This is a genomic window from Variovorax sp. 10N432 (assembly GCF_056394465.1).
In genome coordinates this window covers 71,992-93,217 of sequence record NZ_JBFTHX010000015.1, presented here as the reverse complement: position 1 = coordinate 93,217, position 21,226 = coordinate 71,992, and the positions used below count along the sequence as shown (strand labels likewise).

Here is a 21,226-nt window from a genome sequence, read left to right as displayed (position 1 = left end):
TGCGAGATGTCAGGCCAGCGGGCGGAGCGCCACGCCCATGTCCTGCCAATTCTGCGGGTGGCAGGTGAACAGCAGCACCTGGTGGCGCTGCGCGGCGTCGAAGAGCACGCGCTTCATCTGGGTCAGGCGCGGCGCGTCGCTGTGCACCAGCGCGTCGTCGAGGATCAGCAAGGTCGGCCGGCCAGCCTGCTGCAGCAGGTCGGCGTAGGCGAAGCGGCTGATCAGGCCGAGCTGTTCGCGGGCGCCGAAACTCAGGTCTTGCACCTGCCCCGATTCGGTGGCGCCGTCGGCCTGCGAGCGCACCAGGATGCCCGGGGCGAGGCCGGCGTCGATCTGCACCGTGGCCCCCGGCAGCAGCAGCGGCAGGTAGTGCTGCAGCCGCGCCTGCAAGGGCGCCTGCAGGCGCGCCAGCGTGGCCTGGCGCTTGGCGTCGAGCTTGCTGCACAGCAGGTCGAGCGCCTCGGCGCGGCGCTGCAATTCGGCGTGGCGGCGCCGGGCCTGGCCGAGCCGGCCGGCCAGGGTGTCGCGCTGCTCTTCCAGCCCCTGGGCACCGGCCTGCTGCAGCGTGTTCTCGAGCAGCAGGATGTCCTCCCGCCGCTGCTGATGGCCGCGCGTCATCTGTTCGATGCTGCGCTGCAGGCGGTCGATGTCCTGGGCCACGATGTCGGGCCGGGCCTCGCGCACCTGGGCGTTGGCTTCCTCGATCCGCGCAGCCAGCGCGGCGTGCTCGGCGCCGGTGGCCAGCAGTTGCGCCTGCGCCTCGGACTGGCGCTGCGTGCGGGCCGGATCGGCGAGTGCCGCCTGGGCCGCGAGATGCTCGTGCTGCGCGGTGTCGCGCAGGCTTTGCGCGGCTGCCTGGCGGCGCTGCGCCTGCGCCAGAGCGGTGGCGCTCGCTCCTTCGGTGGCGGTCGCCGCGTCTTGCGCAGCTTCGGCCTGGTCGGCCGGCAGCACGGCTTCGGACGGCACTTCGGGCAGCCGTGCCAGCGCCTCCTGCGCGCCGCGGATGCGCGACTGCGCCACGGCGTGCGCACCCCGCAGAGGCTCCAGCCCCTTGGGCGCGACGATGGCCAGCGCCTGCTCGGCCAGCCGCAGCTGGGCCTCCCGCTCGGCCGCCGCGCCGAGCCGCGCCTGCGCTTCGGCGAGGTCCGACACGCCCTGTGCCTGCAAGGCCGCGCGCAGTTCCCGCTGCGCCTCGTCGTGACTGCGGGCCAGCTGCGCCAGGTCTTCGCCGCCCGGCGTGATGACCAGCTCGCCGCCGCCCGGCAGTCGCAGCGTGGTGGGGGCGTCGAGCAGGCGTTCACCGCGGGCTTGCAGTTCCCCGCTTTCCGCGTGCGTCTTCAAGCCGAGGACCACACCCTCGGGCAGCGCGAACTGCAGCCGGGTGGCGACCGCCTGGCGCCGCAGCGAGGCGTCGCGTTCGGCTCGGTCGAGCTCGATCAGGCGCTGCACCTGGGCCTTGGCGATGGTGGGTACCCCGGCCGCGCCATCGCGCAGCGCGGCCAGGCGCTGCTGCGCCTCCTCGGCCCGCCGCAGCGCGTCCTCGCTGCGGGCCAATTCGGCCTGGGCCTGGGCCACCTGCTGGCGCAGGTTGCCGCGCTGGTCCTCCTGGCGCGCAACGCGTGAGGCTTCGCGGGCCGCGTGAGCACGCGAGCGGGCCGATTCGGCGTGCGCGCGCGCCGTGGCCGCCACGGCATCCGCCGCCTGCAGCTGTTCGGCGGCCTGGGCCAGCGCCTGCTCGCGCTGGGCGGCGTCGGACTGCTGCCGTGCCAGCCCTTCGAGCTCCTTGACGAGCAGCCCGCGCGTGCCGTCGAGTTGCAGCAGCCGGGTCCGGTCGTTCTGCAACCGGGCCTGGCTCTCTTCCAGGACCTGCTGGCGCCGCCGGGCGTCGCCCAACGCCTCGCGAAGCGTTTCCCAGGGCCGCGCCGCCTCGTCGGCCCGATGCTGGAGCCGCAGCGCCGCCAGCGCGTCGACCTGCTGGCGATAGCTGGCGATCTGGACGTCGAGCGCCTCGGCCTGCGACTGCCAGGCGGCGATCGACTCTCCGGCCTCAAGGTAAGCCGCGCGCGGCTTGCCGGTGCTGGTCAGCAGCTCGTTGCGCTGGGCCCGGAACCGGTCCAGAAGCTCGTCGCCACCGGTGGCCGCCAGCGCACCCGCCGCGGCGCCGACCTGCCCCTGCAGTGCATCGTGCAAGTGGTCGCGCGCGGGGTCCACGCTGAGTTCCTGGCCAGTGCCCTGCTCCACCCAGAGCAAGCCCGGAATGCCCCAGTGCTCGGGCTTGCTGGCACCTTTGCTGGCGAAGGCGAAGCCGAAGCGCTGGGCCAAGTGGTCTTCGGCCTCGGTGCCGTCCAGCGTGCGCACGCCGATGCGCAGGGTGCAGCGCTTCTTGCCGAGGAAGCTCTTGACCAGCTGGTGCGGCTGGCCGTCGAGCACGAAGTCCAGCTCGACCTGCGGAGCCGCCCCGCTGCCTTCGCCCCAGGGGCGCAGGTCGTCCACTACGGTGGAGCGGTGGCGCTCGAAGAAGGCGGCGCGGATGGCGCGCACCAAGGTGCTCTTGCCGGCCTCGTTGGGCGCGGTCAGGATGTTGAGTCCGGGCTCGAAGCCGCGCAGTTCCAGCGGCTTGCGAAAGCGCCGCAGCTGCTCGACGCGCAGCCGGGTGATCTGGAGGTTCATGCGGCCGCCGCCTCGATCGGGACGATGGCCACCGCCGGGGCGCGCTGCACCAGCGCCGTGGTCAGCAGGGCCAGCGCCTCCTGGGCGATCCGCGCCTGCGGTTCGGTGCCGCCCTGGGCCTCGCGCAGCTCGGCGATCACCTCGCCCAGGTAGCCGTCGGCCTGCAGGCCGGCGATGTCCTCCTCGGTCGGCACCAGCTGCAGGGCCGACAGGTCGGCCTGCAGGTGGCGCGCCCGCGCCTCGGCGCTGCCGATCGCGGCCTGCAGCCGCTGCCGGCCCGCCAGGTCGATGCGCCCCTGGACCCGCAGGTCGACCACGTCCTGCGCGCCGAGCCCGGCCAGTTCATGCAGCAGGGCGTCGAGATCGCTCGCGACATGCAGCTGGGTCGCCAGCAGATGCCAATGGAACTGGCCGACCGCCAGCGGCGTGACCTGCGGCAGGGCGCCCGGCGCGGCGATCTCCACCAGCAGCGCCTGCCCGGCGTCGTTCGCCTTGAAGCGGTCGGGCTCGGGCGTGCCGGCATACCAGGTGCGGACGTCGATGCGCTTGCAGCCGTGCCAGTCGCCCAGCGCCAAGTAGTCGAGCCTGGCGCTGGCGGCGCGGTCCGGCGCCAGCGGATTGGCCGAATCGATGCCTTCGGCCAGGATGCCCTGCACGCTGCCGTGGCCCAGGCCGATGCGCAGCAGGCCGGCCGGCGTCTCGGCGGCGTCGAACCAGGCCGTGAGGTCGTTGTAGGTGTGACGCTGCGTCAGTGGCGCCGGCAGCACCGCGAAGCCCTGCGCCTCGAACAGCCGCAGCTCGGGCGCCAGCAGCAGATGGGCGTTGGGCGGCACGACGCCGAGCCGCTGGGCGCGGGTCCAGACGCTCTCGGCCAGGGCGGCGTCGTGGTTGCCGGGGATCATGAGCCACGGCCCGGCATAGCCCGCCAGCGCGTTGAACAGGCGGCGCACGGTGCGCTCCGACACGGTCTGGGCATCGAAGACGTCGCCGGCCACCAGCACGGCATCGACCTGGTGCCCGGTGGCCAGCAACGCCAGCCGCTCGACTGCGGCGATGCGGGCTTCGGCGAGGATCGGTGCGTGCTCGGGGTCGAAGGTGGCGAACTGGCGGCCGATCTGCCAATCGGCGGTGTGCAGGAAGCGAGTCATGGTGCGGAGTCCCTTTTCGCTATTACATCATCATTTTGATCACATCAAATCAGCTTTTTGATGTTTTATGGTGACGATCAGGTTACCATCCGGCCATGCCGCCGATTCCCCGCGCCCAGCTCGAACGCCTGTCGTACATCGACTTCCGGCTCTATTTCCTGGGTGAGCTGCGGCGCTCCGACCTGGTCGCCCGCTTCGGCATGGGCCCGGCTGGGGCCACCCGCGACATCGCGCAGTACCGCGAGGCCGCCCCCGGCAACCTCGACTTCGACGGCACCCGCAAGCTCTACCTGCCGAGCGCCGCGTTCAGGCCGCTGTTCGAGCACGCGCCCCAGCGCGTGTTGAGCGCCCTGTCGCAGGGCTTCGGCCAGGGCGCGGCCGAAGACCTGTCGCCGCTGCTGCGCTGCGAGATTCCGACCGCGCTCAGCCGGCCCCGCATGGACGTGCTGGCGCCCGTGACCCGCGCCATCCACTGCGGCAAGGCCGTGCGGCTGATCTACCACTCGATGTCGGGCCCGCCGGGCGAGCGCGAACTGGTCCCTTTCGCCCTGGTCGATTCAGGCGTGCGCTGGCACGTCCGTGCCTTCGACCGCAAGTCGGCCGAGTTCCGGGATTTCGTGCTGACCCGGATCGAGTCGCCGAAGGTGCTCGCCGACAGCGCGGTCGGCCCCCGGGAAAGCGCCGAGCACGATGTCCAGTGGAGCCGGATCGTCGAACTCGAACTGCTGCCGCACCCCTCGCACCCCCGCCCCGACGTCATCCGGCGCGACTACGACATGCCCGACGGGGTGCTGCGCATCCGGGTGCGGGCCGCCAACGCCGGCTACATGCTGCGGCGCTGGAACGTCGACTGCTCGCCCGACCTCAGCCTGCGCGGCCCGGAGTACGCACTCGGCCTGCGCGACCCGCTGGTGCTCTACGGCGCGGCCAACGCGCTGCTGGCGCCGGGCTACCGGCCGCCGGCCCCGGCGACCCCGGCTGATAAACTACCGGGTTCCCGCCAACGCGACGACACCCCCGCATCCAGCCGCTGACGCCCGCTTCGGACGGCCTCGCGCCTGGGCCGGCTGGGCATCGAACAAAGAATCCATGGACTACCCCGGCAACATCTTCGTGGTCGCAGCGCCCAGCGGCGCCGGCAAATCGAGCCTGGTCAAGGCGCTGATGGAGCTCGACTCGGCCGTCCAGCCCTCGGTCTCCCACACCACCCGCCCGCCGCGCGGCCAGGAGAAGCACGGCCGCGAGTACTTCTTCGCCTCCCACCCCGAGTTCGACGCCATGGTCGAGGCCGACGCCTTCGTCGAATGGGCCCATGTGCACGGCCAGCGCTACGGCACCTCCAAGAAGGCCATCGAGGAGCGCATCGCCCAGGGCGCCGACGTGATCCTCGAGATCGACTTCCAGGGCGCGCTGCAGATCCGCAAGACCTTCGCCAACGCGGTGATGATCTTCATCCTGCCGCCGAGCTGGGAAGAACTGCGCTCGCGACTCGAACGGCGCGGCGAGGACAGCGCCTCGATCATCGAATTGCGGCTCCAGAATGCCGCCGAAGAGATGGCGCGTGCATCCGAATTCGACTTCGTTATAATCAACGAGGTATTTGAGCGCGCACTTTTCGACCTGAAAGCGATCGTCCACGCTCAGCGGCTGCGCTACTCCGCACAGCGCCGCGCACGCGCCGACACCTTCGCCGCGCTGAACATCCCCTGAAACGACCCCAAAGTCCGCACCGAAAGATCCTCATGGCCCGCATCACCGTCGAAGATTGCCTCGTTCACATCCCGAACCGCTTCCAGCTCGTGCTGGCCGCCACCTACCGCGCGCGCATGCTGAGCCAGGGCCATGCGCCCAAGATCGAAAGCAAGAACAAGCCGGCCGTGACCGCGCTGCGCGAAATCGCCGAAGGCAAGATCGGCCTCGAGATGCTCAAGAAGGTCCCCGGCTGAGAAGTTGATGCTCACATGCAACAAGGAAGCACCGTACGCGGTGCTTTTTTTGTGGCTGAATGCGACGATTCGGCGGCCACGCTAAAGTGGTACCCATGAGCGCGGTCGTCAAGCCCCTGACCGGGGCATCCCCTGTCCTGCGGCCGAGTCCCGCGGCGCTGAATGCGGCCGCCGCCAGTTTCGCCGCCCTGACCGACCGCCTCGACTATCTCGGCGCCGAGGACATCGACCTGGTCCGCCGCGCCTACCGCTTCGCCGACGAGGCCCACCTGGGGCAACTGCGCAACAGCGGCGAGCCCTACATCACCCACCCGATCGCCGTGGCGGCGCAATGCGCCGAATGGAAGCTGGACGCCCAGGCGCTGATGGCGGCCCTGCTGCACGATGCGATCGAAGACTGCGGCGTCACCAAGTCCGAGCTGATCGAGCGCTTCGGCGCCCCGGTGGCCGAGCTGGTCGACGGCCTGACCAAGCTCGACAAGCTGCGCTTCAACACCCGCGAGGAAAACCAGGCCGAGTCCTTCCGCAAGATGCTGCTCGCCATGGCGCGCGACGTCCGGGTGATCCTGGTCAAGCTGGCCGACCGCACCCACAACATGCGCACGCTGGACGATGCGCCGCGCGAGAAGTGGGCCCGCATCTCGCGCGAGACGCTCGAGATCTACGCCCCGATCGCCCACCGGCTGGGCCTGAACCAGACCTACCGCGAGCTGCAGGACCTGTCGTTCCGCCACCTCCGGCCATGGCGCTACTCGGTGCTGTCCAAGGCGGTGGCGAAGGCCCGCGGACGGCGCCGCGACCTGATCCAGAAGGTGCAGCAGGAGGTCGAGACCTCTTTTGCCGCCGCCGGCATGAGCGTGCGCATCGCCGGGCGCGAGAAGACGCTCTATTCCATCTACCGCAAGATGGACGAAAAGCACCTGAGCTTCGCCCAGGTGACCGACATCTACGGCTTCCGGCTGATTGTGCCGACCGTGATCGCCTGCTACACCGGCCTGGGCATCCTGCACCAGATGTACAAGCCGCTGCCTGGCAAGTTCAAGGACCACATCGCGATCGCCAAGCTCAACGGCTACCAGTCGCTGCACACCACGCTGGTGGGCCCGTCGGGCGTCAACGTCGAGTTCCAGCTGCGAACCGAGGCGATGCACGTGGTGGCCGAGTCGGGCGTGGCGGCGCATTGGCTCTACAAGGCGCAGGAGCCGGCCGCGGCCACCAGCGAGCGGCTCGGCGCCAAGTGGCTGCAGTCGCTGCTCGACATCCAGGACGAGACCCGCGACGCCGCCGAATTCTGGGACCACGTCAAGGTCGACCTGTTCCCCGACGCGGTCTACGTCTTCACGCCCAAGAGCCAGATCATGGCGCTGCCGCGCGGCGCCACCGTGGTCGATTTCGCCTACGCGATCCACAGCAACATCGGCGACCACACCTCGGCCGCCCGCATCAACGGCGACCAGGTCCCGCTGCGCACCGAGCTCAAGAACGGCGACGTGGTCGAGATCATCACGGCGCCGGTGTCCACGCCCAATCCGGCCTGGCTCGGCTTCGTGCGCACCGGCCGCGCCCGCTCCAAGATCCGCCACTACCTGAAGACGCTGGCGCATGCCGAATCCGAGGGCCTGGGCGAGAAGCTGCTGGCGCAGGCGCTGCGCGCCGAAGGCCTCGGCAAGCTGCCCGACGACGACGCCGAGCACCAGGCGCTGTGGGAGAAGCTGCTGCGCTTCACCGGCAACCGCACCCGCTCCGAACTGCTGACCGACATCGGCCTGGGCAAGCGGATCGCGAGCATCGTCGCCAAGCGGCTGATGGCGCTCCTGGCCGAGCGCGGCGAGAAGCCCGATGCCCTGATGCTGAGCCGCGAGCGCTTCACGGCGCATGAAGCGGTCTCGCAGGGGGCGGTCACGCTCGACGGCAGCGAGAACTCCTCGGTGCGTTTTGCGCTCTGTTGCCGGCCGATCCCGGGCGATGCGATCGTCGGCTACCTGGGCCACGGCGAGGGCCTGGTGGTCCACACCGAGGAATGCGGCGTCGGCCAGCGGCTGCGCTACAAGGACAGCGAGCGCTTCTTCGCGGTCGAGTGGGCCGACGAGCCGGTGCGCACCTTCGAGACCGGCGTCGTGGTCACGGTGCGCAACGACAAGGGCGTGCTGGCACGGGTGGCGGCGACGCTGGCCGACGCCGAAGCCGACATCACGCACGTCGAGATGGCCGACGAGACGCCGCAGGATTCGACCGACCTGCGCTTCGTGATCGCGGTGCGCGACCGCAACCATCTCGATGCCGTGCTGCGCGCGGCGCGGCGCACCCCGTCGGTGCTCGCGGCGGCCCGCATGGTGCCCGCGCCCTGAGGCCGGCGGCTTCGACGCCCCGCCGGACCAGCGCCTCCAACGGGTTGCACGCATGGCGCGACCAGGAAGCTCCCCCGCCCTGGCCTGGAGCCCCGCGGCCAAGTCCTTCCACTGGAGCGTCGCCGCGCTGATCCTGCTGCAGTTCGTGCTCGGCTGGCTGGCGGCCAGCTGGCGGCTGTCGCCCACCAAGCTCGATCTCTTCGTCTGGCACAAATCGGTCGGCATGCTGATCCTGGCGCTGGTCGTTCTGCGCCTGCTGAACCGCCTGGCGACCCGCGCTCCGGCGCTGCCGCCCGGCATGCCGGCCTGGGAACGCGCGGCCGCGCACGCCAGCCATGCGCTGCTCTACGGCCTGATGCTGGCCCTGCCGCTGAGCGGCTGGATCGTCAGTGCCGCCGCCGGCGTCCCGTTCCGCATTTTCTGGCGCCTCCCGCTGCCGGCCATCGTCGCGCCCGACCGGCACACCGCCGAGCTCGCCGCGGCCGTTCACCTCGCGCTCGGCATCGCCCTCGTCGCGCTGCTGGTGCTGCACATCGCCGCGGCGCTGCGCCACCACTTCGCGAAGCGCGACGACGTGCTGACCCGGATGCTGCCCGCCAGGACCGCTCGCACATGAACCCGATCGCCGGCTCGATCGTCCTGGCGCTGGCCTTCGCCGCGCTCCAGCCCGCCCGGGCGGCCGACTGGAAGATGGAGCCCGCCGGCAGCCGGCTCGAATTCGCCGCCCAGTTCGAGAAGACGCCGGCGCCGGGCGTCTTCAAGGATTTCGACGTCCGCCTGGGGCTCGACGGCGACAGCCCGGCGGGCGGGCGCCTCGACGTCACGATCCGGATCGCGAGCGCCGACATGGCAAGCGCGGACATCAACAAGGCGATCGCCGGCGCCGAGTGGTTCGATGTCGCCCGCCATCCCGTGGCCGAATTCCACGCCACCGAGATCCGGCGCGCGCCGGCGGGCTCGCCAGCCGGGCGCTTCATCGCGCGCGGCACGCTGGCGCTCAAGGGCGTGACGCAGCCGCTCGAGGTGCCGCTCGCCTGGACCGCGGCGGCCGGCGGCGCGACGCTGGACGGCGAGTTCAGCGTCAAGCGCAGCCTGTTCGGAATCGGGACCGGCGAGTGGGCGGCGACCAGCGTCATCGGCGCCGACGTGAACGTGAAGTTCCACGTTCAATTGCGCGAGGCCCGCTGAAGTGGCCGCGCCGCGCACCGCGGGCATCGCATGGCTGGCCGCGGGGGCCGTCGCGGCCGTACTGGCGGTCGCCGCCTGCGCGCCGCTGGTGCGCGAAACCGCGCCGCCGGCCGCGGCCGCGAAGGGCGCCGTGCCCGAAGGCTTTCCCGCCGAGCACTACGCGCGGGGCGAGGCGGTCTATCGCATCGACAGCGCGCGGTCGCTGGTTGCCATCACCGTGCGGCGCGGCGGATCGCTGGGCCATCTCGGCCACGACCACATCGTCGCCAGCCGCGCCGTGCAGGGCTATGTCGCGCCGCGCGAAGGCCGTGCCGACCTCTTCATCCCGCTGGCCGAACTCACGGTCGACGAGCCGGCGCTGCGGGCCGAGGCGGGCCTGGACACCCAGCCCAGCGAGTCCGACATCGCCGGCACCCGCTCCAACATGCTCGACAAGGTGCTCGAGGTGCAGCGCTTCCCCTTCGCGACCCTCCGCGTCGACCGGCCCGTACCGGATGGGCCGCTGGCCGTCGCGATCATGCTGCACGGCGTGCGCCGCAGCTTCACCGTGCCGGCCCCGGTCGCCCGCAGCCCCGGCGAGATCAGCGTCGCCGGCACCCTGGAGTTCAACCAGTCCGATTTCGGCATCGCTCCCTTCTCGATCCTGGGCGGCGCCATCCAGGTGCAGGATCGGCTGAGCCTGCGCTTCAGCATCCTGGCGACCGCGCCGTCGCCATGAACCGACGAAACGCCGCCTCGCTCGTCGCACTGGGCTGCACGCCGTGCACCTGGACGGCGGCCGAGGCGCAGCAGGTGCGCATCGAGTCCGCCAGCCAGGGCGAAGGGGTCGTGGTCACCGCGTTCGCCGACATGCAGGTGGACCCGCGCACGGCATGGAGCGTGATCTCAGACTACGACCACCTGGCCGAATTCATCCCGGACATGCAGAGTTCGCGGGTGGTGCGGCGCGACGGCGACCGGCTGCTGGTCGACCAGGCCGGCCACTTCGGCTTTCTTTTCTTCCAGCAGGCGGTCGCCGTCCGGCTGGAGGTCGTCGAGTCGCCGCGGCAGCACATCGTCGCCCGCGCGGTGAGCGGCAATCTCCGGCAGATGGAGGGCCGCTACGCCCTGGAAGTGCTCGCCAGCGGCGAGGTGCGGCTCTCCTATGCCGGCCTGCTGGAACCCGAATTCCCGCTGCCGCCGGTGGTCGGGAGAGCGGTGATGCGCCGGGTGATGACGCGGCAGTTCAACGCCCTGGTGAAGGAGATCGTGCGCCGCGACGCCGCCGCGGGCGCGGGGCCGGCACCCCGTTGAAGGGCCGGCCTGCCCATCTGTAACGGGCGGCAACCATCAACACTACAGCCGGGGTGGACGCCCTGTGACGGCCGCGCCCGAGACGCCCATAATCCGCCCTCGGCCAAGCCAGGGGCCGGTTCCGAATCCTGGCGCTCGATGGGGCGATCACGATGAGCTCATTGCAAATGTTCCTGCCGGCATCCGAGCCCGCACGCAGCGAGGCCCTGGCTCTGCTGCAGAAGTCGCACCGCCTGCCGAGGCACCTGGTCCGCGGCATCGTGCCCGGCGGGTTCGGCAAACGGGCCGCCCTCGCGACGGGGCCCGATCAGGTGCAACAGCAGGCTTTCGACACCCCGTCCGAAGCGCAGACCCAGACCGGCTGAGCGCTCGCCCGACGCCGACATGGGTTCGAACGCCGGTATCTTTTGTATCCATTGGCATCCTGACGCACGCACCTCGCCCGGGTGCGTGGGTCGAGATTTTGGCTGTGATACAACCTTCGGCCCATGAGCAAGGCATTCACGAAGGAGAGCGACACCGACAGCGACGACGATGACGGTGGCGCCGCCTTGCCGCCGCTGCCCGCGGGCGGCAAGAACTACATGACGCCGGCCGGCTATGCGCGCCTGCGCACCGAACTGCTCGATCTCATGGACAACGAGCGACCGAAGGTGGTCGAGGCCGTGCACTGGGCGGCCAAGAACGGCGACCGCTCGGAGAACGGCGACTATCTCTACGGCAAGAAGCGGTTGCGCGAGATCGATCGGCGGATCCGCTTCCTCACCAAACGGCTCGAAGTGGCCGAAGTCACCGATCCCTCGGTGCACCATGGCCGCGACCAGGTCTTCTTCGGGGCGACCGTGCGCTACGCCGACGAAAGCGGCGACGAGCGCGAAGTGACCATCCTGGGCATCGACGAAGCGAACAGCGCCGAGGCCCAGGTCAGCTGGATCTCGCCGATCGCACGGGCGCTGCTCAAGGCCAGGGAAGGCGACGTGGTCAAGCTCGCGACCCCTGGCGGCGTGCACGAGGTCGAGGTGCTGGCGGTGCGCTATCCGGCGCCCGCGTCCGGCGCGGATTCACACTGAGGCGCCATGTACTTCTTCAGCGTCGCGGGCTTGATGCTGGTGTTTCCGCTGCTCTCGATCGCGATCGAGGCCAGCGCGGGACATGCGCCCCTCGGCATCATGCTGATCGGCAAGTGGTACGTGTTCTGGGCCGTCGGCCTGCGGCTTCTGCTGGCCGGCATTCGGCAGATCCTTCAGCCGCGCTACACCGCCGAGACCATCCTCGGCATCAAGGGCGACGATGCGCTGCTGCTGGTGCGCGAGCTGGGCTTCGGCAACCTCGCGATCGGCGTCGTCGGCACGCTGAGCCTGTTCTTCGCCGGCTGGGTCGTTCCGGCGGCGCTGGTGGGCGGCCTCTTCTATGGCCTGGCCGGCATCAACCACGCCCTGCAGCGGCACCGCAACGCCAAGGAGAACCTGGCGATGGTTTCCGACCTCTTCGCCGCCGTGGTGCTGCTCGTCTTCTGCGGCTGGTCGACGCTGCACTGACCGGATCAGGCGCTGCCGGGCGCCCCGGGCTCGGGGTCGTGGCAGGCGACGCAGAACTTGTTGCCGTCGGGATCGCGGAAGTAGGCGCCGTAGTAGTGAGGGTGGTACTCGGGCCTCAGGCCGGGCGGGCCTTCGCAACGGCCGCCATGGGCGAGCGCGATCGCGTGGGCGGTGCGCACCCTCGCCCGATCGGCGGCGGCGAAGGCCACCATCTGGCCATTGCCGGGCGCATGCGGTCGGCCGTCGTGCGGCTTGCAAATCACGAAGAAGGGCCGCACGCCACCCGCGGCATGCCAGCCGGCCCAGGGCCGCTCGCGCTCGCAGAAGCGCATCGCGACACCGAGGCTCTCCATGAGCGGACCATAGAAGCCCAGGGCGCGCTCGAAATCGCTCACGCTCACGAAGACATGCGAGAACATCGCGTGCCACTCCCGGTCGGAAATTGGGATGCGCAGTCTGCCGCCAACCGGCCGAGTTGCCAAGGCAAACGAAGAGCGCAGGCATCGCCTACCAGAAGCGCCATCAGGGCCGTGCCGGCCGGACCTCCGGCTCGAGCGGCCCGTGGCCCGACGGCGTCGACCCGAGCCGCCTTCGCAACTCCGCCTCCAGGCGATGCGCCGCCTTCAAGGCATCGGGATCGCCAAGCTCCGCCCGCTTTCGCTGCACATACGCCGCTGCGGCGAGTTCTTCATCGCTCATCGACTCCATCCGCTGATTCTGGCCGCAGCACCTGGCGTGGCCCATAAGCCGTCCGGCCGGGCCGCGATGGCATATCGGCCAGTCCCGGGTTTTCCCTTATTCCTGGGGACAATGCTGGGGAAAACCGTGCCGACTTCGGTCGAGATCGTTGCCTGGCGGGGCCTGCGACACGGTGCCTCCGAAAGCAGCAGATTCAGGGCTGGTTCCGGATCCTGGCGTCGGTGGCCTTCGATGGCGTTGCGACGCTGGTGGCCAGCAGGGCCCAGGCGACGAGGCTGAAGAGCGTTCCGCCCCAGCCGAACCCGGTCCTGCAGTCGACGGCAAAGAACTGCGCCACCAGCGGAAAGCTGTCGACGATGATCATTCCCGTGTAGGCGGGGAGATGGAAGATGTAGACGGCCCAGGCGACGAAATCGCCGAGGGTGATGGCGCCATCGGCGTTGGCGTCGAGCGCCCGCTGGACGGCGTCGCCGGCCCGGGAGCCAACCCACCAGCGGCGGCAGTGCTCGCTGTCGTTGACGATGCGCATTCGGATGCTCTCCTCGAATTCATCATGGCTGTCGCGCACGACGTGCTGCGCAGTGTCGTCGGATGGCAGGCGGATGGCAAAGGGTCGAGGGCAGGGAGTCGGCGGGTGGCGACCCGCGAGTGAAAATACGCGACTTCACCATCGGGGGTGTCTCCCCATCCCACAATAACCTGACCGTCCCCCGACGTCGCCGCCGCGACGGGTGCGCTCGCGGTAGCCGTTGCGGCTGTTGAGACGCTCGGCGGGATTCTTCTCATCGTAGGCCGCGCCGCAGCGGCCTTCGACATCGAGCTCCATCAGGCGCTGAGCCATGAACCGAACCATCTGGCGCAGCACGTCGACGTCCGCTCACTTCTCGGCGAGTTCGGCTGATGCCATAGTGACGGTGGTCATTGTGATTTCCTTTATGGACAGGTTTGGTGGGTCGCACCCCAAACTTATCCGGACTTCACGATGGCCACCCCCGGCGACATCAACACATCAACAGCCCGACGACTCCGCCACAATCCATACTTCAGGTCAACGGCTCTTGCCAACTGCTTCGCCCATTCCGAATTCGCGGATCAACGCTGGTGTCAGGCGTTTCAGGCGTAGCGAATTGCGAACCAGCAAGTAGGGTCGCATCAGCACATTCTTGCGCAAAATGAATGTTCGCCAGATGGAACGCGACAAGCTGTGAGCGTTGCCGTGCCCGATGCGATACACGGATCCAGGGAACGGCAAGAGTTGGAGCGGTGTCCCCGCAGCGACGAGATCTTCCGTAGTTTGACCGTGTTGTCCTAACCAGCGCACATGTGGCCGTGGCGCATCAGCCACCGACAGTGGAATCTTCATCAAGTCCCGATGCAAGATGTGGGTCGTACCGCAGGCCTTGTGGAGCGTCGGGTGGGCGAAAGTCCACTGGCTCCCTTCCGACCAGCAATAACCGTTTCCGATATACCACCCGTGTTCATCTGGATGGCGCGCAGCGAACCCTGCCAAGCGCGAGGACACGAAATCGTCGTCATCAACCACCATGTAGTAGTCACTATCGGGGGCGTGTACCAAGCCCGCTGCGACGCGCTGGCCCTTGTCGTACCTGAATATTTCGAACTTGTCCTCCGGTGTCGGAACATTTACGTCATGCGCCGGATTTGGCGGGAAATCGACCCAAGCCACGCTGAATCGCGGCGGCAAAGGCGGCAAGTCCGAGCCAGCATTTGCGACCACGACCGCGCGCCACTCATCTGACTCCTGACCAGCGATTGAGGTGGCCGTTTGTTTGAGTACCTGTTTGACACGCGACCAGTCCCGCGCATTTTGCGGATGTCGTACAGGCACGATGAAGGTCAGCATTGAAAGAACCCAATGGGCATATGGAAGTGACTGCGCGTGCAGTTTCGACGAGAAACGTATCGAGACGTTAATTCGGTAGCGGCGGTTATAACCGATCGCGCTCAAGAAACAATACGGAAGTTCACATTCTTAATGCTTGAGTCACCGCCTTGGAGGGAGCAATACCATTTCATGGCACTTCGTGCGCAAAGCCACCGGCACGCAGCGCCGCCATCTGAGCGACGATGCGCGGCTTGCTCATGATCGGCCAGTTGTCACCCGCCGCAGTCACCGCTGCGAGCGGTTCTTTCATAGAGCGCGTCGAATACTTGATGCGGGCGTGGTTCTCGCATGCAAGGAACGTGGAGAGCGCTTCGGTTCTAAACCGGCGGAGAACTTCGTCGTCGACCTCCGCGAGCTTGAGATGCGTGTCTGCCGCCGCGGGTGTCTTGGGGCGCACGTTGGCCCGCTGCGCTTCTCTGGCAGCCAGAACCTGCGCGGGCAGAATTCCTGTGGCCATGGAGCGCCGCCTACCGAGGGGATGACAACAGCGAAAGAGATTCTGCACGGATGCACCCTTTGGATGAGGGTGCTGTGTGAAACAGGAAAGCCCCTGATTTCTTTAACAAAATCAGGGGCTTACTGAGAGTTGGTGCGGCTGGCAGGAATTGAACCCACGACCCCTTGGTTCGTAGCCAAGTACTCTATCCAACTGAGCTACAGCCGCACAGCTTGCGATTATAGCATGCATTTCAGCTACCTTTCCAGCCTGAAGCCGGAATGAAGCTCAACGACATGCGGACGGTTCGTCCCGGGCTGTCACCGGGGAAGACCGAGTCTGCGAAGACTCTCGATCGCGCATGGAGTCTAACCCATGCGTCGCGAGGAGTCGGGTGGTAGGCCGTCCTGGGCTTGAACCAGGGACCAACGGATTATGAGTCCGCTGCTCTAACCAACTGAGCTAACGGCCCACGCGCCAGGGATTCTAGTGGGCCCGGCGCCCTTCCCTACTTGCGGTGGCTCAGCGCGTTGGTGACCAGCTTCGACGTGATGTCGACGATCTGGATCATTCGCTCGTACGGCATCCGGGTCGGGCCGATCACGCCCAGCGTGCCGACCACCTGGCCATCGACCTCGTAGTTCGCGCTGACGATCGACAGGTCGTCGAAGGGCACGACCTGGCTTTCGCCGCCGATGAAGATGCGCACCCCCTCGGCCTGGCTCGAGACATCGAGCAGGCGCATCAGCTGCGTCTTCTGCTCGAACAGCTCGAAGGCGCGCCGCAGGTGGCCCATGTCGCTGGAGAAATCGGTGACCGCCAGCAGGTTGCGCTCGCCGGCGATGACGACTTCGTCCTGGGCCTCGGTCATGACCTCGGAGCTGACCTGCACCGCGGCCTGCATCAGCGCCGCGATCTCGCCGCGCAGCTGCTCGACCTCGGACTGCAGACGGTCGCGCACCTGCTCGATCGACAGCCCGGCGAAATGGGCGTTGATGTAGTTCGCGGCCTCGACCAGCTGCGACTGCGTGTAGTCGACCTCGGGGAAGATGACCCGGTTCTGGACGTCGCCGTCGGGCGCCACGATGATCACCAGCAGCCGGCGGTCCGACAGCCGCAGGAACTCGATCTGCCGGAACACCGAGGCCCGCCGCGGCGCCATCACGACACCCACGAACTGCGACAGGTTCGACAGCAGGTGGGCCGCATTGGCGATCACCTTCTGCGGCTGGTCGGCGGCCAGGCTCGGGGCCGACGCGAACTGCTCGCGCTCGGCGGTCAGCATGGTGTCGACGAAGAGGCGGTAGCCGCGCGCGGTCGGGATCCGACCCGCCGACGTGTGGGGGCTTGCGATCAGCCCCAGCACCTCGAGGTCGGACATCACGTTGCGGATCGTCGCCGGCGACAGATCCAGGCCCGGCGCACGGGAAAGCGTGCGCGAGCCGACCGGCTGCCCGTCGGCGATATAGCGCTCGACGAGAGTCTTCAACAGCAACTTGGCACGGTCGTCCAGCATCGAATGATTTTAATGTTGTAATTTGTGAATGAGCTCCCGCTTTCGGCATGTCGCACTGATCGGTAAATACCAGGCCTCCGGCGCCCGGGCGCAGTGCGGCGCGCACGACGACGTGATGGAAGGCATCGGCACCTTCCTCGAATCGCAGGGCTGCAAGGTGTTCGTCGAGAAGTCGCAGACCCAGCCGGTCGAAACCGGCCCCTACCCGGCGCTGACGGTCGAGGAGATCGGCCAGCAATGCGACCTGGGCCTGGTGGTCGGCGGCGACGGCACGATGCTGGGCATCGGCCGCCAGCTGGCGCCGCACGACGTGCCGCTGATCGGCATCAACCGCGGCCGCCTCGGCTTCATCACCGACATCTCGCTCGACAACTACCAGGCGACGCTGATCCCGATGCTGGCCGGCGAGTACGAGGAAGACCTGCGCACCCTGATGCAGGCCAAGGTGATCCGCGACGGCCAGTCGGTGTTCGACACCCTGGCCATGAACGACGTGGTGGTCAACCGCGGCGCCACCTCGGGCATGGTCGAGCTGCGGGTCACGGTCGGCCGCCATTTCGTCGCCAACCAGCGCGCCGACGGCATGATCATCTCGACGCCCACGGGCTCGACCGCCTATGCGCTCTCGGCCGGCGGGCCGCTGCTGCATCCGGCGGTGCGCGGCTGGGTGCTGGTGCCGATCGCGCCGCACACGCTGTCGAACCGCCCGCTGCTGCTGCCCGACGCCGACGAGGTCACGATGGAACTGGTGGGCGGTCGCGATGCGAGCGCCAATTTCGACATGCAGTCGCTGGCCTCGCTGGCCATCGGCGACCAGGTGATGGTGCGCCGCTCCGACTACCGGGTGCGCTTCTTGCACCCCAAGGGCTGGAGCTATTTCGATACCTTGCGCAAGAAACTGCATTGGAACGAAGGGGGATCTTGAGATGGCGTTGAGGCGCATTGCGCTGCGGGACTTCGTGATCGTGCGGGCCCTCGAACTCGATTTCTCGGCCGGATTCACGGTGCTCACCGGCGAGACCGGTGCCGGCAAGTCGATCCTCATCGATGCGCTGCAGCTGGCGCTCGGCAACCGGGCCGATGCCGGCGCGGTGCGCGAGGGTGCCGAACGGCTGGACGTCAGCGCCGAGTTCGACGCCGACCCGGACCTGGCCGGCTGGCTGGACGAAGGCGGCTTCGAGGCCGGCGACGCCCTGCTATTGCGCCGCACGGTCGACCTGCAGGGCCGCAGCCGCGGCTGGATCAACGGCAGCCCGGCAACGGCCACCCAGCTGCGGGAGCTCGGCGACCGGCTGCTGGACATCCATGGCCAGCACGCCTGGCAGAGCCTGACCCGCCCCGATGCCGTGCGCGGCCTGCTGGATGCCTATGCCGGCGTCGACACCGGTGCGCTCGACAGCGCCTGGCAGGCCTGGCGGCAGGCGATCGGCGCGCTCGAAACCGCCCGTTCGGCCCAGGATTCGCTGCAGCGCGAGCGCGAGCGCCTCCAGTGGCAGGTCGCCGAGGTCGCCAAGCTGGCGCCGGGCGAGGACGAATGGGAAGAGCTGTCGGCCAGCCACACCCGGATCTCGAATGCCCAGGCCCTGATCGATGCCGCCGAAGGCGCCGCCAGCGCCCTCGAGGACGACGACAGCGGCGCCCTGGCGGCCCTGAGCCGCGCCGTCGCGCTGCTGCAGAACTGCGAGCACATCGAGCCCGAATTCAAGGCGCTGGGCGAGGTGCTGGCCTCGAGCGTGGCGCAGGCATCCGATGCCGCGCATTCGCTTCACAGCTACCTGCGCCAGGCCGACACCGACCCCGAGCGGCTGGCCGAACTGGACGAGCGCATGGGCAGCTGGATGTCGCTGGCGCGCCGCTACCGGCGTCCGCCGGCCGAGCTGCCGGCCCTGCTGGCGGGCTGGCAGGCCGAACTGAAGGCCCTCGATGCGCAAAGCGACCTCGACGCGCTGGAGCGCACCGAACAATCGGCGCAGCAGGCCTACCTGAAAGAGGCCAAGGCGCTGGCCAAGGCCCGCAAGCAGGCGGCGCCGAAGCTCTCGCAGGCGGTCACGCAGGCGATGCAGGAGCTCGGCATGAAGGGCGGCCGCTTCGAGGTCGCGCTGCAGCCGCTGGCGCAACCCGGCCGCGCCGGCCTCGAGGAGATCGCCTTCCTGGTCAGCGGCCATGCCGGCAGCACGCCGCGCTCGATCGGCAAGGTGGCGTCCGGCGGCGAGCTGTCGCGCATCGCCTTGGCCATTGCAGTCACGACCAGCGAACTCGGCGCCGCCCAGACCCTGATCTTCGACGAGGTCGATGCCGGCGTCGGCGGTGCGGTGGCCGAGACCGTCGGCCGGCTCATGAAGCAGCTCGGCCGCGACCGCCAGGTCCTGGCCGTGACCCACCTGCCGCAAGTGGCGGCCTGCGCCGACCACCATCTCGTGGTGGCCAAGCGGCAGACCGCCGCCAAGGGACAGGCCACCGCACGCACCGAAAGCAGCGTCGCGGTGCTCGACGCCGAGGGCCGGGCGCAGGAAGTCGCACGGATGCTCGGCGGCGAACGCGTCTCGCGCACCTCGCTCGCCCATGCGCGCGAGATGCTGGGCCAGAAGACGGAGGCCGCGGCATCGTGAACCTCGAACTGGTCCTCATCACCGGGATGTCCGGTTCCGGCAAGTCCGTCGCGCTGCACGCGCTCGAGGACGCCGGCTACTACTGCGTCGACAACCTGCCGCCCGAATTGCTGTCGCCCTTCATCGCGCTGCAGCAGCAGCAGCAGGCCACCAAGGTGGCGATCGCGATGGACGTGCGCAGCGGCGTCTCGCTGCCGCTGGTGCCGCAGCAGCTGGAGGCGCTGCGCCAGCAGGGCGTTTCGCTGCGCTCGCTGTTCCTCGACGCCACCACCGATGCGCTGGTGCGCCGCTATTCCGAAACGCGGCGCCGCCATCCGCTGTCGCGCCAGGAAGGCCGCACCGACATGCCCGAGCAGCAGCGCGTGTTGATGCAGGCGATCGAGCTCGAACGCGAGCTGCTCGCCGACCTGCGAGACGGCGCCGACGTCGTCGACACCAGCATCATCCGGCCGCCGCAGCTCCAGAGCTACGTCAAGGCGCTGATCTCGGCGCCCGACAGCGCGCTGACCCTGGTGTTCGAGTCCTTCGCCTTCAAGCGCGGCGTGCCGCTCGATGCCGACTACGTGTTCGACGTCCGCATGCTGCCCAATCCGCACTACGTGCCGGCCCTGCGCGCCCTGACCGGGCGCGACACGCCCGTGATCGAGTGGCTGCGCGAGCACGAGGACGTGGCGCGCATGTACGGCGACATCGAGCAGTTCCTGCAGCGCTGGCTCGATGCCCTGGCGCGCGACCATCGCAGCTACGTCACGGTGGCGATCGGCTGCACCGGCGGCCAGCACCGGTCGGTGTTCCTGGTCGAGCAGCTGGCGCGCGGCTTCGGCGAACGCTGGGCGGCGCTCAAGCGCCATCGCGAACTCGACGGGGCCTGAGCGTCCAGCCTCAGCCGGGCTCGCTGCCCAGCAGCTTGCGCACCGGCGCCGGAAGCCCCAGGCCGCGCCACTCGGCGCCCGCGAACCAGCCGCCCGTGTCCGCCAGCGGCCGCACGCCGCGGCTCTCGACGGCGACCGGATGCAGATGCAGGTCCTTGTGAGTCAGCACATGCACGAAGGCCGGTTCGTCGCGGGCGCCGGCGCGGTCCCGGGCACCCAGCGTCTCCAACAGCGCCTCGCGGCTGTCGAACACCGGCAGGCTGTAGAGGCCGGCCCAGATCCCGCGCGGGGGCCGCTTTTCCAGCCACACGCGCCCATCGGCGTCGTGCGCCAGCAGCATCCAGAGCGACTGCGCGCTGCGCCGCAGCTTGCGGGTCTTGACCGGGTAGCGCTCGGGCGCACCCTGCTTGCGCGCCGCGCACAGGTCGCTCACCGGGCAGATCATGCAGCTCGGCTTGCGCGGCAGGCAGACGGTGGCGCCCAGGTCCATCAGCCCCTGGGTGTAGCGGGCGATGGCCTTTCGATCCTCGGCCGGCGGCAGCAGCCCGGTGGCCTCGTTCCACAGCAGTCGCTCCTGGGCAGCCGACGACAGGTCGCCGTCGAAGGCCAGCAGCCGCGTGAGCACCCGCTTGACATTGCCGTCGAGGATCGCAACCCGCTCGCCGAAGCAAAAGGCCGCGATGGCCGCGGCGGTGGAGCGGCCGATGCCCGGCAGGCTCTGCAACTCGGCCGCGTTGCGCGGGAATTCGCCGCCGAAGCGCGAGACTACCTCCTGCGCGCAGCGGTGCATGTTGCGCGCGCGGCTGTAGTAGCCGAGCCCGCTCCAGAGTCCGAACACCTCGTCCTCGGTGCCCGCGGCGAGCGCGGCCACGTTCGGAAACCGGTCGAGAAAGCGCGCGAAGTAGCCGAGCACGGTGCTCACCTGGGTCTGCTGCAGCATCACCTCGGACAGCCAGACGCGATAGGGGTCACTGGTGTTCTGCCACGGCAGTTCGCTGCGGCCGTGGCTGGCCTGCCAGGCGACGATCCGCCCGGCAAAGTCCACGACTCTTCCCTG

The 21,226-nt window shown here is 69.1% G+C and carries 23 protein-coding genes, 2 tRNA genes and 1 pseudogene; 14 read left to right on the top strand and 12 right to left on the bottom strand.

The features are described 5' to 3' along the window. Nucleotides 1-9 precede the first annotated feature (9 nt). Entirely contained in the window at nucleotides 10-2,670 is a 2,661-nt protein-coding gene (locus tag AC1DF3_RS18835; protein ID WP_478140442.1) for an AAA family ATPase, read from the bottom strand. After that, nucleotides 2,667-3,818: a metallophosphoesterase family protein gene (locus tag AC1DF3_RS18830; RefSeq protein ID WP_478140441.1), complete on the bottom strand. Its 1,152-nt coding sequence runs from the start codon at nucleotides 3,816-3,818 to the stop codon at nucleotides 2,667-2,669. The genes AC1DF3_RS18835 and AC1DF3_RS18830 overlap by 4 nt, the downstream gene beginning before the upstream one ends. A 95-nt stretch (nucleotides 3,819-3,913) precedes the next feature. Here AC1DF3_RS18830 and AC1DF3_RS18825 point away from each other — a divergent pair, with 95 nt between their 5' ends. The 11 genes from AC1DF3_RS18825 to AC1DF3_RS18775 all read left to right on the top strand — a co-directional run bounded on the left by AC1DF3_RS18825 (nucleotide 3,914) and on the right by AC1DF3_RS18775 (nucleotide 12,131). Further along, on the top strand, nucleotides 3,914-4,852 hold the full coding sequence (locus AC1DF3_RS18825) for a WYL domain-containing protein (protein WP_478140440.1): 939 nt from the start codon (nucleotides 3,914-3,916) through the stop codon (nucleotides 4,850-4,852). A 55-nt stretch (nucleotides 4,853-4,907) separates the two neighbouring features. Continuing rightward, nucleotides 4,908-5,528: a guanylate kinase gene (gene gmk, locus AC1DF3_RS18820; protein ID WP_286369933.1), complete on the top strand. Its 621-nt coding sequence runs from the start codon at nucleotides 4,908-4,910 to the stop codon at nucleotides 5,526-5,528. A gap of 32 nt (nucleotides 5,529-5,560) precedes the next feature. After that, entirely contained in the window at nucleotides 5,561-5,764 is a 204-nt protein-coding gene (gene rpoZ, locus AC1DF3_RS18815; protein ID WP_019656435.1) for a DNA-directed RNA polymerase subunit omega, read from the top strand. A 95-nt stretch (nucleotides 5,765-5,859) separates the two neighbouring features. Next, on the top strand, nucleotides 5,860-8,112 hold the full coding sequence (locus AC1DF3_RS18810) for a RelA/SpoT family protein (protein ID WP_286534689.1): 2,253 nt from the start codon (nucleotides 5,860-5,862) through the stop codon (nucleotides 8,110-8,112). A 52-nt stretch (nucleotides 8,113-8,164) separates the two neighbouring features. Next, the gene (locus tag AC1DF3_RS18805; RefSeq protein ID WP_286534690.1) at nucleotides 8,165-8,728 is read left to right on the top strand and encodes a cytochrome b; all 564 of its coding nucleotides are present in this window, start codon (nucleotides 8,165-8,167) and stop codon (nucleotides 8,726-8,728) included. Then, entirely contained in the window at nucleotides 8,725-9,300 is a 576-nt protein-coding gene (locus tag AC1DF3_RS18800) for a YceI family protein (protein ID WP_478140439.1), read from the top strand. Before AC1DF3_RS18805 ends, AC1DF3_RS18800 begins: the two co-directional genes overlap by 4 nt. Nucleotide 9,301: 1 nt before the next feature. Beyond that, entirely contained in the window at nucleotides 9,302-10,018 is a 717-nt protein-coding gene (locus AC1DF3_RS18795; protein ID WP_286534692.1) for a YceI family protein, read from the top strand. Then, complete coding sequence (locus AC1DF3_RS18790; protein WP_478140438.1) at nucleotides 10,015-10,593, top strand: SRPBCC family protein; 579 nt, start codon at nucleotides 10,015-10,017, stop codon at nucleotides 10,591-10,593. The genes AC1DF3_RS18795 and AC1DF3_RS18790 overlap by 4 nt, the downstream gene beginning before the upstream one ends. 152 nt (nucleotides 10,594-10,745) lie before the next feature. Then, a complete protein-coding gene (locus tag AC1DF3_RS18785; RefSeq protein ID WP_286534694.1) occupies nucleotides 10,746-10,958 on the top strand; it encodes a hypothetical protein in 213 nt (70 codons plus the stop codon). Between the two features lie 123 nt (nucleotides 10,959-11,081). Continuing rightward, entirely contained in the window at nucleotides 11,082-11,663 is a 582-nt protein-coding gene (gene greB, locus AC1DF3_RS18780) for a transcription elongation factor GreB (protein ID WP_286534695.1), read from the top strand. Between the two features lie 6 nt (nucleotides 11,664-11,669). Then, on the top strand, nucleotides 11,670-12,131 hold the full coding sequence (locus AC1DF3_RS18775; protein ID WP_286534696.1) for a DUF6790 family protein: 462 nt from the start codon (nucleotides 11,670-11,672) through the stop codon (nucleotides 12,129-12,131). Nucleotides 12,132-12,136: 5 nt separating this feature from the next. Here AC1DF3_RS18775 and AC1DF3_RS18770 read toward each other — a convergent pair whose 3' ends face one another. From AC1DF3_RS18770 to hrcA, 9 genes and pseudogenes are all read right to left on the bottom strand, one after another. Then, nucleotides 12,137-12,550, bottom strand: a complete 414-nt coding sequence (locus tag AC1DF3_RS18770) for a VOC family protein (protein WP_478140437.1) — start codon at nucleotides 12,548-12,550, stop codon at nucleotides 12,137-12,139. 103 nt (nucleotides 12,551-12,653) lie between these two features. Further along, nucleotides 12,654-12,830, bottom strand: a complete 177-nt coding sequence (locus tag AC1DF3_RS18765) for a hypothetical protein (RefSeq protein WP_478140436.1) — start codon at nucleotides 12,828-12,830, stop codon at nucleotides 12,654-12,656. Nucleotides 12,831-13,023: 193 nt separating this feature from the next. Continuing rightward, nucleotides 13,024-13,359 (bottom strand): hypothetical protein, encoded by a 336-nt coding sequence (locus AC1DF3_RS18760; protein WP_286534698.1) that lies wholly within the window; start codon nucleotides 13,357-13,359, stop codon nucleotides 13,024-13,026. Between the two features lie 192 nt (nucleotides 13,360-13,551). Next, a pseudogene (locus AC1DF3_RS18755) lies at nucleotides 13,552-13,695 on the bottom strand (transposase); the annotation flags it as partial. 183 nt (nucleotides 13,696-13,878) lie between these two features. Next, a complete protein-coding gene (locus tag AC1DF3_RS18750; RefSeq protein ID WP_478140435.1) occupies nucleotides 13,879-14,799 on the bottom strand; it encodes a galactosyl transferase in 921 nt (306 codons plus the stop codon). 64 nt (nucleotides 14,800-14,863) lie between these two features. Further along, complete coding sequence (locus tag AC1DF3_RS18745; protein ID WP_478140434.1) at nucleotides 14,864-15,193, bottom strand: hypothetical protein; 330 nt, start codon at nucleotides 15,191-15,193, stop codon at nucleotides 14,864-14,866. A 130-nt stretch (nucleotides 15,194-15,323) separates the two neighbouring features. Beyond that, a tRNA-Arg gene (locus AC1DF3_RS18740) sits at nucleotides 15,324-15,400 on the bottom strand. 167 nt (nucleotides 15,401-15,567) lie between these two features. Continuing rightward, nucleotides 15,568-15,644: transfer RNA gene (locus tag AC1DF3_RS18735), tRNA-Ile, on the bottom strand. A 36-nt stretch (nucleotides 15,645-15,680) separates the two neighbouring features. After that, nucleotides 15,681-16,688, bottom strand: coding sequence for a heat-inducible transcriptional repressor HrcA (hrcA, locus tag AC1DF3_RS18730; protein WP_286525301.1), 1,008 nt, complete (start codon nucleotides 16,686-16,688; stop codon nucleotides 15,681-15,683). A 28-nt stretch (nucleotides 16,689-16,716) separates the two neighbouring features. On the opposite strand from hrcA, the gene AC1DF3_RS18725 reads away from it, so the two are divergent. Genes AC1DF3_RS18725 through rapZ form a run of 3 tightly spaced genes read left to right on the top strand, consistent with a single transcriptional unit; the run spans nucleotide 16,717 to nucleotide 20,169 of the window. Beyond that, nucleotides 16,717-17,613, top strand: coding sequence for an NAD kinase (locus tag AC1DF3_RS18725; protein ID WP_286534701.1), 897 nt, complete (start codon nucleotides 16,717-16,719; stop codon nucleotides 17,611-17,613). Between the two features lies 1 nt (nucleotide 17,614). Continuing rightward, nucleotides 17,615-19,297, top strand: a complete 1,683-nt coding sequence (recN, locus tag AC1DF3_RS18720; RefSeq protein ID WP_478140433.1) for a DNA repair protein RecN — start codon at nucleotides 17,615-17,617, stop codon at nucleotides 19,295-19,297. Then, nucleotides 19,294-20,169 (top strand): RNase adapter RapZ, encoded by an 876-nt coding sequence (gene rapZ, locus AC1DF3_RS18715; RefSeq protein WP_286534703.1) that lies wholly within the window; start codon nucleotides 19,294-19,296, stop codon nucleotides 20,167-20,169. Before recN ends, rapZ begins: the two co-directional genes overlap by 4 nt. Before the next feature lie 10 nt (nucleotides 20,170-20,179). Here the strand turns inward: rapZ and mutY are convergent, their stop codons facing one another. Continuing rightward, nucleotides 20,180-21,214, bottom strand: a complete 1,035-nt coding sequence (gene mutY, locus AC1DF3_RS18710) for an A/G-specific adenine glycosylase (RefSeq protein WP_478140432.1) — start codon at nucleotides 21,212-21,214, stop codon at nucleotides 20,180-20,182. Between the last annotated feature and the right edge of the window lie 12 nt (nucleotides 21,215-21,226).